At 35.3% G+C, this 12,947-nt stretch carries 12 protein-coding genes; 1 reads left to right on the forward strand and 11 read right to left on the reverse strand.

Going from position 1 to position 12,947, the window contains the following annotated elements; all coding sequences use genetic code 11:
* Nucleotides 1-259 precede the first annotated feature (259 nt).
* A complete protein-coding gene (locus ACH6CY_RS01480; RefSeq protein ID WP_374065435.1) occupies nucleotides 260-1,927 on the reverse strand; it encodes a DAK2 domain-containing protein in 1,668 nt (555 codons plus the stop codon).
* Between the two features lie 86 nt (nucleotides 1,928-2,013).
* On the reverse strand, nucleotides 2,014-2,376 hold the full coding sequence (locus ACH6CY_RS01485; protein WP_374065436.1) for an Asp23/Gls24 family envelope stress response protein: 363 nt from the start codon (nucleotides 2,374-2,376) through the stop codon (nucleotides 2,014-2,016).
* Nucleotides 2,377-2,787: 411 nt separating this feature from the next.
* On the opposite strand from ACH6CY_RS01485, the gene rpmB reads away from it, so the two are divergent.
* Entirely contained in the window at nucleotides 2,788-2,976 is a 189-nt protein-coding gene (gene rpmB, locus ACH6CY_RS01490) for a 50S ribosomal protein L28 (RefSeq protein ID WP_374065437.1), read from the forward strand.
* Between the two features lie 71 nt (nucleotides 2,977-3,047).
* Here the strand turns inward: rpmB and spoVM are convergent, their stop codons facing one another.
* Genes spoVM through priA form a run of 9 tightly spaced genes read right to left on the reverse strand, consistent with a single transcriptional unit; the run spans nucleotide 3,048 to nucleotide 12,945 of the window.
* The gene (spoVM, locus tag ACH6CY_RS01495) at nucleotides 3,048-3,128 is read right to left on the reverse strand and encodes a stage V sporulation protein SpoVM (protein ID WP_090856779.1); all 81 of its coding nucleotides are present in this window, start codon (nucleotides 3,126-3,128) and stop codon (nucleotides 3,048-3,050) included.
* A 59-nt stretch (nucleotides 3,129-3,187) separates the two neighbouring features.
* Nucleotides 3,188-3,856, reverse strand: coding sequence for a thiamine diphosphokinase (locus ACH6CY_RS01500; protein WP_374065438.1), 669 nt, complete (start codon nucleotides 3,854-3,856; stop codon nucleotides 3,188-3,190).
* A gap of 25 nt (nucleotides 3,857-3,881) precedes the next feature.
* Complete coding sequence (gene rpe / locus ACH6CY_RS01505; protein WP_374065439.1) at nucleotides 3,882-4,535, reverse strand: ribulose-phosphate 3-epimerase; 654 nt, start codon at nucleotides 4,533-4,535, stop codon at nucleotides 3,882-3,884.
* Between the two features lie 3 nt (nucleotides 4,536-4,538).
* Entirely contained in the window at nucleotides 4,539-5,420 is an 882-nt protein-coding gene (gene rsgA / locus ACH6CY_RS01510; protein ID WP_374065440.1) for a ribosome small subunit-dependent GTPase A, read from the reverse strand.
* A gap of 4 nt (nucleotides 5,421-5,424) precedes the next feature.
* On the reverse strand, nucleotides 5,425-7,446 hold the full coding sequence (pknB, locus tag ACH6CY_RS01515) for a Stk1 family PASTA domain-containing Ser/Thr kinase (RefSeq protein WP_374065441.1): 2,022 nt from the start codon (nucleotides 7,444-7,446) through the stop codon (nucleotides 5,425-5,427).
* The gene (locus ACH6CY_RS01520) at nucleotides 7,440-8,195 is read right to left on the reverse strand and encodes a Stp1/IreP family PP2C-type Ser/Thr phosphatase (RefSeq protein ID WP_374065442.1); all 756 of its coding nucleotides are present in this window, start codon (nucleotides 8,193-8,195) and stop codon (nucleotides 7,440-7,442) included. Before ACH6CY_RS01520 ends, pknB begins: the two co-directional genes overlap by 7 nt.
* Nucleotides 8,196-8,241: 46 nt before the next feature.
* Complete coding sequence (gene rsmB / locus ACH6CY_RS01525) at nucleotides 8,242-9,585, reverse strand: 16S rRNA (cytosine(967)-C(5))-methyltransferase RsmB (RefSeq protein ID WP_374065443.1); 1,344 nt, start codon at nucleotides 9,583-9,585, stop codon at nucleotides 8,242-8,244.
* A gap of 1 nt (nucleotide 9,586) precedes the next feature.
* A complete protein-coding gene (fmt, locus tag ACH6CY_RS01530) occupies nucleotides 9,587-10,525 on the reverse strand; it encodes a methionyl-tRNA formyltransferase (RefSeq protein ID WP_374065444.1) in 939 nt (312 codons plus the stop codon).
* A 14-nt stretch (nucleotides 10,526-10,539) separates the two neighbouring features.
* Nucleotides 10,540-12,945: a primosomal protein N' gene (gene priA / locus ACH6CY_RS01535; RefSeq protein ID WP_374065445.1), complete on the reverse strand. Its 2,406-nt coding sequence runs from the start codon at nucleotides 12,943-12,945 to the stop codon at nucleotides 10,540-10,542.
* Between the last annotated feature and the right edge of the window lie 2 nt (nucleotides 12,946-12,947).

Raw genomic sequence — 12,947 nt, forward strand, 5'->3', positions numbered from 1 at the left:
TATATGAAAAGCTAGACCGTGCTTCATTTCTAAGTATATTTAGATCATTTTTTGTCAAATGTGATCATGTGATTTTTTACCTAATCTCATTATAACAAGATGGAAGTTCCAAAATTTGATATCGATTAAACATGCCTCTAATTATTTTCTGTCTGTTAATCGCTTTTTTGAAGCCATGATAGAAAAAAATACACCACCACATTTAGTATAGAGCTTTTTAACATAGAAAAAGCCCAGGAATTAACCTGAGCTAGAGCGATTATTCGATTGAAAAGATAAATGAGTAAATTGGCTGTTGTCCATTATGAACTTCTACCTCAATATCTTGATAGTTTTCCGCTAAGAAATCTTCTATTTCTTCGATTTCTTTGTCTGTCGCCTCTTCCCCTTGTAAAATAGTAATAATTTCATCATCTTCAGTAATTAACTCAGTCAAGAGTTGCTTGGTAACCTTTAGTTTATCTTTAGCTGTTGCCTTAATTGCTCCATCAGCTAATCCCATAAAATTACCATTGTCGATTGTCATACCATCAATTTTTGTATCTCTCACTGCATAAGTAACTTGTCCTGTTTTTACTTGCTCACTAGCTTCTAACATCGTTGTATGATTTACGTTTAGCGCTGCCTCTTGATGAAATGCTAGTAACGCACTCATACCTTGAGGAATCGTTTTTGTCGGTACAACGACTACCTCATCTTCACTTAATTGTGCAGCTTGTTCTGCGGCCATAACAATATTTTTATTATTTGGTAAAATAATAACTTGTTTAGCGTTTGCTTGTTTTATTGCTTCAGCAAGGTCTTGTGTACTCGGATTCATCGTTTGTCCACCTTGAATAACGACTGAAGCTCCCAAACTTTCAAAAAGCTCTTTAATTCCCTCTCCCATTGCAACAGAAATAATACCATACTCTTTCTTTTGTTTTGGTTCTTCTTTATTAATAGATTTTTCACCTACAATAGAAGTATGTTGTTGACGCATGTTCTCTACTTTTATACTAATAAAACTTCCGAAGCGTTGACCTAAGTTAAGTGCTTTACCAGGATATTCGACATGAACATGGACTTTCACAATGTCATCATCAGATACAACGAGTAAAGAGTCTCCCAATTGACTTAATTCATTACGGAAGACTTCTTCATCATATGGGCTTTCCTTTAATTTATCCGCTTCAAATTTAACCATAAACTCTGTGCAATATCCAAACTCAATATCTTCGGTCTGCATATAATCTTGTGCTAATTTATGATGTTCTGCATTCACCATATCATCCATATTAGCAGTAGCAAGGTTTGCTTCAGGTAAAGATTCTCCTTTTAGTGAGGCAAGAAAACCTTCATATATGACAACTAATCCTTGTCCTCCACTATCAACAACACCTACTTCCTTCAACACTGGCAGTAAATCTGGAGTAGACGCTAAGGACTTTTTCGATGCTTTTAATACTTCTTCCATAAATACAATAAAATCATCTGTTTCTTTAGCTAATTGTTCAGCTTGTTTAGCTGTATCTTTAGCAACAGTTAAAATGGTTCCTTCTACTGGTTTCATTACGGCTTTATATGCAGTATTAACACCAGCTGTCAATGCCTTTGCAAAATCTTCTGGCGTAAGAGATGTAGCACCATTAACGCCTTTAGCAAAGCCTCGGAATAACTGTGATAAAATAACTCCTGAGTTTCCTCGAGCCCCCATCAAAAGCCCCTTTGCTAATGCATCAGCAATTTCTCCTACACTATTTGCAGGTAGATCTCTCACTTCGTTTGCACCAGATGTCATCGACAAATTCATATTTGTACCTGTGTCTCCGTCGGGAACAGGAAATACATTTAATGCATCAATCATTTGAGCATTGTTCGTTAAGTGATTTGCACCAAGAAGTACCATCTGCTGAAATGCAGAACCTTCTAACTTTTGTAACACCACTACAACTTCCTCCTTCATAAGCTAAACATTACTAAATACCTAGTATCTATTAACTGATTCCTCGTTTATAATCATGATCTTTTTTATTATTCTGCTTGTACGCGTACACCTTGAATAAAGACATTCACTGAATGCATAGAAAGACCTAATGTTTTTTCAAGTGTATATTTCACTTGTGATTGCACATTATGAGCCACTTCAGAAATCTTTGTTCCATAACTCACAATAATATACATATCGATACTAATTAACTCTTCTTCCTGACGAACAACCACACCTTTTGCAAAGTTTTCTTTACGTAAAATCTCTGCAATTCCATCTTTCAGTTGGTTTTTTGAAGCCATTCCAACAATACCGTAACATTCAATAGCAGCTCCACCAGCTACTGTTGCAACTACTTCATTAGTAATGGTAACTTGTCCATCTTTTGTTTTCAGCTCAATAGCCATTCTAATAATCCTCCTCTAATATCTAGGAAATATATTTAAGTTTAACGTTTTAAGAGTTCTCTTGACTATTTTCATATTTTTTTTCATAAGGCTTACTCATCCTAAACTCATTCTACAATAATCGCCTCAACCATGAAAGCAATTTCATCGGTTGTTTATATTTGTGTTAATCCATGTATGCTACATATATAACTGTATTTAACCAAGACAAACCCCTTTATACAATGAACTAAACTTTAAAATCTGTCAAGTGTATATGCTTTATAACCAACCTCTTCCATTCGTTGTAGACACAATTTTTCTCACACGATCTATCCTAATAAACTTACACTTCCAAGATTGCAAAATTAAAAAAGGTATGATAAATTATAAAAGTATGTAATGAGATAGATGTATGTAGGAGGGATAATTATGGGACGTAAATGTATCGTTACTGGTCGTAAAACAACTACTGGAAATAACCGTTCTCACGCATTAAATGCAAATAAACGTAAGTGGAAAGCGAATGTTCAAAAAGTACGCATTATGGTTGATGGTAAACCGAAACGTGTTTATGTATCTACTCGTGCGCTAAAATCCGGAAAAGTAGAACGTGTTTAATTAAATAATGATCTGGGATAACAAAAAGCACCCTTTCACAAGGTGCTTTTTGTTGTTTTGGTAGGCTAAAACTAACTTTTCTTAAATGTACCGATAACGACACGTACAAAGCCACCAATGAACCTCGGGAGTTTAATAGTATAAAACTTCATGAGAAACCCTCCTCTTTTCCATATGACAAAGAAACGACTTATCGTATTATATGAACCTGCTACTTAAGAAGTACATCACAGCTCTTTATCATTATTAATATGCCTCTATCAAATGAAAAAGTACCTTTTTTCGAAAGAAGCTTGTTAGAAAGACATCTAGTAGATCCCCATGAAAGTGAGTGTTTATTTAACGGATAATAAAATCCTTCTAAACTCAGTCCCTCTATTGTTTGCGTAAAAGAAAGAAACGAGATATTCGTAAAAGGGTATGTTTCTTCAAGACAGTATGTCCCTGGCTCATATAACTGAATAACATTATATTTATCAATAATAATCGCTTCTATCTTTTCTTCCACTAACGGCAATAGCTGTTGAACGTTTGCAAGGGCATGATCCATCCTTCCGCCAGTTACACCATATAAATATATTTGATCTGGAAAAAGTGTCTTTGCATTATTAATCGCTAACTCTAAATCTGTTTGATCCTTTTCAATTGAATATCGAACTGTCTGCTTCGCACTTTTTTTTACATTTGCAAATGCATATGCATCCATTGAATCAAAATCTCCAATCGCAAGATCAATTGATACATTTTGATTTAGTAAAGTGATACAACCATAATCTGCTCCAATCCAATAGTCAACGACATCCATATCTTTTGATAAATCGGCAATATATTCATCTGGTCCACCTGCAACGATACCAACTGTCTTCACCTGTTGAGTCATCTATTTTTACTCTCCCTGTGTATCATTATTCAGCAGCTTGACGTATCACTTTAATTGCTTCTTTTCTATCCTCTTTACCAAAAATAGCACTTCCAGCTACTAATACGTCTACACCTGCATCTGTGCACTGTTTTGCAGTTTGTTCATTTATACCACCATCGACTTCAAATTCAACGTGTGGAGCAAACGCTTGACGCCATTCATTTACTTGTTTAATTTTTTCAACGACATTTGCGATAAATTTTTGACCACCAAAGCCAGGGTTTACGGTCATAAACAAAACAAGATCTACATCTTTTAAAATAGGATATAGAGCATTGGCTGGTGTTGCTGGATTTATAACAACACCCGCTTTTACTCCTTTTTCCTTAATCGCGTGAATCGTACGATGTAAGTGAGTACAAGCTTCAACATGAACAGTGATGATGTCAGCACCCGCTGATGCAAATGCATCAATGTATTGATCTGGATTATCAATCATTAAGTGTACATCTAAAGGCAAATTTGTAATTGGACGAATCGCTTCAACTATTAATGGTCCAATCGTAATATTAGGTACGAAGTGGCCATCCATCACATCCACATGAATATAATCCGCACCTGCCTGTTCAACCTCCATAATTTCTTTTTTTAGTTGTGAAAAATCAGCTGATAAAATAGATGGTGCAATTTTTGTCATTGTCTAATACCTCGGCTTTCTGCTTTGGATTTCTTGATAAAATTGAAGGTAATGTTCATACCTAAACAAAGCAATTTCATTCACATCAACAGCTTGCTTAACTGCGCATTTGGGTTCATTTACGTGCATGCAACCACGAAATTTACAATCATGTTGCCTTTTTGTTATTTCAGGAAAACATACGGGTAATGATTGGAGATCAAGCGTATCAAATTCTAATGAACTAAATCCTGGTGTATCAGCAACTAGTCCGTTGTATATCTCTACTAACTCCACATGTCTGGTTGTATGTTTTCCTCTTCCTAAGCTAGTTGAAATCTCATTTGTATCAATTTCTAGCGTAGGATTCAAACGATTTAGCAATGAAGATTTTCCAACACCAGATTGTCCAGCTATGACCGAAATTTTATTTGCAAAATAGTTACTTAATTGATCGTATTCTTTATTTTCTTGAGCTGATATTAATTCAACTTGATAACCGATTTTCTGATAGATCGATTGGTAGGATTGAATCTCTGCAAGCTCCGTATCGATCAGTTTATCTATTTTTGAAATAAAAATAATTGGCCGAATATCATTTGCCTCAACAAGAACTAAGAAACGATCTAATAGTAGTGTGCTAAAATCAGGCTCCTTGGCAGACACTACAATAATGGCTTGGTCAATATTGGCAACTGCAGGTCTTTTTAATTCATTTCGACGTTCTTTTATTGCGGTAATATACCCTTCGTTATCCTCTTGTATATCAAAATTGACATTATCCCCGACTAACGGGGTTAATTTTTTTTTTCGAAAAAGCCCTCTTCCCCTGCATTGATATAGACCCCGCTCTGTTTTCACATAGTAAAAACCACTAAGTGCCTTCATGATTTTTCCATCAGGCATGTACTTAGTCTCCTTCCACTTCATCATAAGTGATTGTTTTTTGTAAAATAACCTCGTCATCACGCTCTACTTTATAAGTAGCCACTTCCCCAGGGGCAATAGTTAACCGAATGGAAAAGTCGGTATCTTCATAAATTGTTTGTGTCTCATGTAGCGATGTTAACTCATTGTTCATATCTCCAATATATATACGTACATATTGAGGTGATTGCTTATTGTTCTCTGATTCACCTTGTCCAACAGTTTTACCTGTGTAAGGTACAGTAAAAGATACATTATGTGTGATTGGTGGTTTTTCTTTTTGACCAAGAGAAATAATTAAATGCACCGTTTCTTCTTCCTCTAATTGAGCACCTGCTTTTGGAGAATGAGAAATAACTGCTCCTTTTTTCACACTTTCGGAATATTGCTCGGATGTATCATAAGACAGATTATTGTTCGATAGATAGTCTTTTGCTTCTGATTCACTCATTCCTTTTAAATTAACTAATTCTACCGTATTCTTCCCTTTACTAATCTCAAATTGCACAATTGTTTCAGAAGGAATCACTTCCGTATTCACTTGAGGTGCTACTTGTGTAACAATTTGCCCGGCAGGTTTATCAGAGTGAACTTCTATATATTCCACATCTTTATAGCCTTTTTCTAGTAGAATTTTTTTTACTTGATTGTAGTCTCTACCTTCGTAATCTGCAAATTCTTCCTTTTCTTCTCCTAAACTAACATAAACAATTATTTCTTTTCCTTCTTTTGTTTTTGTTTCCGCACTAGGATTTGTTCGAATAACATGGTCCTCTGCAATTTGATCGGAATAAGTTTCTTCCTTTACTACCTTTAACCCGAGATCTGATAAGGTTTGTTCTGCATCGGCAAATGTTTCTTCTGTTACATCTGGGACAGTTACATCATCTGGCTGTAACCAATTGGGTAAAACAAATAATGCGAATAACCCTGATGCAATAAGAATGAAAAATGAAGCAATCATCCAAATCATTAATTTCTTTTTTGATTTCTTGTTCTTTTTCTTTGATTTATCACCTTTAGAACTATTTTTTTTACCTACTGGAACAGTATTTGACTTTGCATGAATAAGTGTATCTTGATTTTTCGTATGAGACGCATACGTTTGATCATCAATAACAGGGATAGCTTTCGTTGCTTCTCCTTCTTCTTCTGGTGAAACATACGGTGCTTCATTTAATCGACTTGGGTTTAATGCAGAGACCAAATCTTCTTCTAATCCTCGCACTGTTTCATATCGATAAAATGGATCTTTAGTAGTTGCCTTTAATACGACATTCTCTATACTTTGAGGAATTTCTGCATTCCATCGCCTCACCGATGGTGTATTTGTTTGTAAATGTTTTAGCGCTATCGATACAGCTGATTGCCCTGAGAAAGGTATATGACCGGTAAGCATTTCAAAAAAAACAATTCCTAATGAATAAATATCTGACTTATTTGTGGCTACTCCACCTCTTGCCTGTTCTGGCGATAAATAGTGCACAGAGCCTAAGACAGAATTTGTTTGTGTTAAAGATGTTGCACTTAAAGCCAACGCAATACCAAAATCAGTAATTTTCGCTTGACCATAGTCATTAATTAGTATGTTTTGCGGTTTAATATCTCTATGAACGATATTATTTTCATGGGCATGTTCAATAGCTGCTGTTAATTGCTTCATAATTTCAATCGATTCCTGAACAGGAATAGGCCCATATAATTGGATATATTTTTTTAATGTTACACCTTCAACATGCTCCATTACCATATAATAAATATTATCTTCTTCTCCAACGTCATAAATATTCACAATATTTGGATGAGATAAACTCGTTGCAGATTGAGCTTCTCGGTGAAAACGAGTAATAAATTCTTCATCATTTGCATATTCTAAGCGGAGTACTTTAATCGCTACATCACGATCTAATATCGTATCATGACCTAAATATACGTTGGCCATGCCGCCTCCACCTATCATTTTTATGACGTTGTAACGTTCATTTAACAAGTGACCTTCTAACAAGACGAATCACCTGCTTTTTCCGCACAATAATCAGATAAAACCAAAGTGATGTTATCCTCTCCACCACGTTCATTTGCCACTTCTACTAATGTTTTTGCTTTATCTTCTAACGGTTTATCATCAGTTAAAAAGGATAACAATTCACTGTTATCAATCTTATTAGATAAACCATCTGAACAAAGTAATAATTTATTTTCAGGTTGCCATGGCTTAGTAATAATATCTGGTTGAATATACTTTTCGGTTCCCAATGCCTTTGTTATCACATTTTTTCTCGGGTGAACTTCCGCATCTTCTTTTGATATTTGGCCGGAACGAACAAGCTCATTAACTAGTGAATGATCTTCAGTAACTTGGGAAAGCACACCAGATGTTAATAAATAACATCTGCTATCACCAATATGCGCCACACTAATAAAATCCTCTCCATAAATGACAGCTACTACAGTGGTACCCATTCCATAACACGTTTCATTTTCTTGTGCTTTTTGATAGACAGTTGTATTTGCCGTTTCAATGGCAGATTTTAACCAATTTCCGGCAGAAAGCTTGTCATGGAATTTTTCAGAGCGCCTCCATTCCTCTTGTAAGTGTTCAACAACAAGTCGGCTCGCTACATCGCCTGCTTTATGTCCTCCCATACCATCAGCTACTACAGATAAATATTGGTGTGACTTATTTTGAAAGACCCCACCATTATCTTCGTTATGCGGTCGGACTTTGCCTCGGTTTGTTAAAAAATAATGCATTCCATTCACCTCATACATCCATTTTGCTTCTATTATATTAATTATACTATTTCAAACACAATCTAGTTAGAAAAAAACCATCTGTGTGAAAGTCATCAGGGAAAATTTGCAATCCAACATCTGATATACCATACGAATCTTGAATTACATTTGGTAATGATTTAAAAAACATTGGGTCTACTTGATAATCTGGATTATCTTTTAAAAATGCGCGTACCACTTGTTCATTTTCTTCTCGATCTACCGTACAAGTACTATATAGAATTTTACCATCTTTTTTAACTAAAGGGGAAATATTTTCTAATAATTCTTTTTGTATTGCAGCTAAATTAGCAATATCTTTTTCCGTCTTTTGATACTTAATGTCAGGCTTGCCTCTTATTACACCTAAACCAGAACAAGGCGCATCAATTAGTATGCGATCAAACGTATTTTCGTTATGGAGATTAGCTAATTTACGTGAATCAGCACTTTTTGTAGTAATATTTGTTAAACCTAACTCTTTCGCTTTTTTATCTACAAGTTTTGCTTTCTTTTCATGTAAATCATAGGAAAAAATTTGACCGGTGTTGTTTAATTTCTCACCAATATGAGTTGCCTTCCCCCCAGGTGCACTACAAGCATCTAAAACAGTCATGTTATCGTTTAAGTCCATCATTTCTGCTACAAGCATTGAACTTTGATCTTGGATAGTTAATGCATGCGTTTGAAATAGAGAGCTTTTTAATACATTTCCTTTTACAATAATTCCTTGATTCGAAAACATAGATGGCGCAACCTCGTAACCTTCCTGTTGCAGCTGATACAACGCTTGCTCTCGAGTTATTTTGAGTGGCTGAACACGCACGGAAAATTGTTTTGTTATTAGGTTCTCCTCACACATTGCAGCTGCTTTATCATAACCATATTGTTCAACCCAACGATTTACCATCCATTTCGGGTGACTAGTAATGATACTTAACTTTTCTACACCACTTGATATGTTTTCAAAATTAGGGAAACCTGTTCTTTGTGCTTGACGTAATACACCATTTACAAAAGAAGCAATACCTTTATGCCCACGGTCTTTTGCGATACCTACAGCTTCATGGATAACTGCATGATCAGGTACTCTATCCAAGTAATGCATTTGATAAAAAGAGAGGTACAATAACCATTTCACCCAAGCATCCAGCTTCGCATTATTCTTTACAAAGTGTTTGACAAAATAGGCTAGTGTTAACTTTCTTTGTATTGACCCATAAACAATTTCTGTTAATAAACCATGGTCCTTCTCTGATACACGATTAGACTTTATCATTTGATCGATTAATAAATGACTATATGCTCCACCTTTATCAATTCTAAGTAAAATGTCTAATGCACTGGAACGCAATTTAAATTTTGTCATATTACTCTCCTAGTCTATCCCCTATTTGCAGATTTTTTCCTTTCCCTCTTAGAAAATCTTCCACTGTCATTTGCTTTTTCCCTGCAGGTTGCACTTGTTTTATTTTGATAGACCGTTTATCACCACAGCAAACGAGCATACCATTAGCATTTAAGTCTACAATTTCACCTGGATGTGCATCTATCTGTTTATCCACTAATTCTCCCCACCAAATTTTCATATTTTCTCCGTTCAAAGTAGTACTCGCGACTGGCCACGGATGCAGTCCACGAATGTGATTATAAACGGAAGCACTTGACTGACTCCAATCAATTTTTTCTTGTTCACGAGTAATATTAGGTGCATATGTCGCTTGTTGATCATCTTGTTCTATCGGATTAATGTCCCCACTAAATATTTTAGGTAACGTTTCATGTAGCAATGCTGCCCCCACACTAGCCAATTTATCGTGTAACGTACCGACATGGTCTGTTGATTCTATTAGTATACTGGCTTGAGATATAATTGCTCCAGCATCTAGTTTTTCTACCATATACATAATAGTAATACCTGTTTCTTTTTTTCCTTGTAAAAGCGCGTAATGGATCGGTGCACCACCACGTAGCTCTGGTAATAATGAAGCATGCACATTGATACATCCATCAGTTGGTGCTTCTAATAGGGCCTTTGGTAAAATTTGTCCAAAGGCGGCTGTTACAATTAAATCCGGATTATAAGCCAATATTTCTTCATATGTATCTTTTACTTTTTCTGGTTGGTAAATAGGGATATGATGCTTTTCAGCTTCTATCTTCACTGGAGGTGGTGTTAAGACACGCTTTCTTCCTTTTGGTCGATCTGGTTGTGTGACCACAAGAACGACTTCGTATTGATCTTTAATTAATTGCTGTAAAACTGGAACTGCGAAATCTGGCGTTCCCATAAATACAATTTTTTTCATTATAAAGTTCACTCCTACATTAATTGATACGGTTGAAGGTCGATTTGAATAAATAAATCATCTTTTCTCATATCGCCTTCAAAATAGGCTAATATTTTTTTTAATATATTGCGTTGATTCGGTTCATTTTTGTATTTTATCATGCATTGATAACGATATCTATCTTTTATCTTAGCAATTGGAGAAGGAGTTGGTCCAAGTATACGGGCTTGATCAGATAAGTGTTTTCTTAATAATAAACTAATTGTTTTCGTAATCTCCATCACTTTTAATTGATTTGGATGCGAGACAGTAATTAACGTTAAGTAGTAATAAGGTGGATATTGATATGTCTTTCTTATTAACATTTCTTTTTTAAAAAAAGAATCATAATCATACATAGCGGCAAGCTCAATGCTATAGTGTTCTGGTGTGTATGTTTGAACAATAACTTCCCCTGGTAATTGATGCCTTCCAGCTCTACCACTTACTTGTGTTAGTAATTGAAACGTTTTTTCAGAGGCACGAAAATCAGGTATATGTAACATGCTATCCGCAGCTAACACTCCAACTAAAGTTACATTCGCAAAATCCAAACCTTTTGCAATCATTTGTGTTCCTAATAATATATCAGCTTGATGATTACTAAATTTGTTTAATAATTTTTCGTGCGACCCTTTCCTTCTTGTTGTATCTACATCCATTCGAATAATGTTGGCCTCAGGTATCATTTCTTGCAATGCTTCTTCTACTTTCTGTGTTCCGGTTCCAAAATAACGAATCGTATCACTATCACATTTCGGACAATTACTAGGTTTTTTTTCCTCATAATTACAATAATGGCATTTCAAACTTTGATTGTTGCGATGGTAGGTTAATGCAATATCACAATGCGGACAATTATTTACGTGACCACAATCTCTACACATCACAAAAGTAGAATAACCGCGTCGGTTCAAAAATAAAACCATTTGCTCTTTTCTTTTCATTCGTTCTTCCATTGCTTGTTTTAATTGTCTTGAAAACATCGTTCGATTTCCTGCATGAAGTTCATCACGCATATCTACTAATTGAACAGTTGGCATTTCTGCTTCATTCATTCGTTGCGGCATGGATAACAACTGATAAATTCCTTTTTTAGCACGTGCAAACGATTCAAGTGAAGGAGTTGCACTGCCTAATACAACTGGGCAGTTATGATATTTCGCCCGATGAATAGCTACATCTCGCGCATGATACCTAGGGTGCTCTTCTTGTTTGTAGCTTGTTTCATGTTCTTCATCAATAATTAATAGACCTAAATTTTCAAATGGAGCAAATATAGCTGAACGGGCTCCCACTACAACTTGGACTTCTTTTCGATGTATTTTTCGCCATTCATCATATCGTTCGCCTTTCGATAATGCGCTATGCATTACCGCAACTTTTGCACCAAACCTCGCTTTAAACCGCTGAACCATCTGTGGAGTCAATGATATTTCCGGAACTAACACAATTGCTTCTTTATTTTTCTTCATCGCATGTTGAATAGCTTGTAAATAAACTTCTGTTTTACCACTACCAGTCACCCCTTGTAATAAAAAGACGTGATGCTGACTATAATCTAACGCTTCACAGATCGGAGCCATCGCTTGTTTTTGTTGATTCATTAAAGGTAGAGGTCTTGATCTTTCTTCCTCTTTGTTTTGATAAGGATCACGATAAATTTCTATTTTTTTTTCTTTTAATAAACCGTCATCTATTAATTGTTTTACCGTAGCATGCGTTGTATTTAACTTCATATACAATTGCTTTTTCTTAATAGGTTCTCTGTTTTCTTGGAAGAATTGTAAAATCGCCCTCTTCTTCTTGGCTTGTTTAGGTAGGTTTGCAATTGCTTCTTCTAATTGTAGTGGCTCTACTTGTGAGTAAATCATTGTTTGTTTTTTCGTTGTTTCTTTCGAGTGAACATGGTAAATAACTTCTATTTCACCAGCTTGAATTGCTTGCTGTAAACTATAATATGAACCTCCTTCATCAATAAATGATTGGTAGGTAATATAATCTCTCCCACAAAAAAAAGTCTCTAAGCTATGAGGCAACGTATCACTTAAACGATGTATTTCTTTTTCGTACGATGCTTTTAATGCTTGAGGTAGCATTGCTTGAAACGTTGAAATGTAAAAACTCAATGTGTAATCCGCTAACCATTTCCCTAATTGTAATAACTCCGACGTTAGTATTGGTGTAATATCCATCAAATCATCGATTGGCTTTATTTTTTCTACTTCAGAATGATCGGTCACTTCAAGTACATAACCCATGATTTTTCTTGGACCAAATGGAACAATTACACGCATACCAGGAAAAACAGACTTTGCCATATGTGTCGGTATTTTATAATCAAATATACGATTGGTTTGCGCGACTGGCACATCGACAACAACTTTTGCAACATTCACCA

This window comes from Paraliobacillus sp. JSM ZJ581 (genome assembly GCF_044383835.1).
Classification (GTDB): Bacteria; Bacillota; Bacilli; order Bacillales; family Amphibacillaceae; genus Paraliobacillus.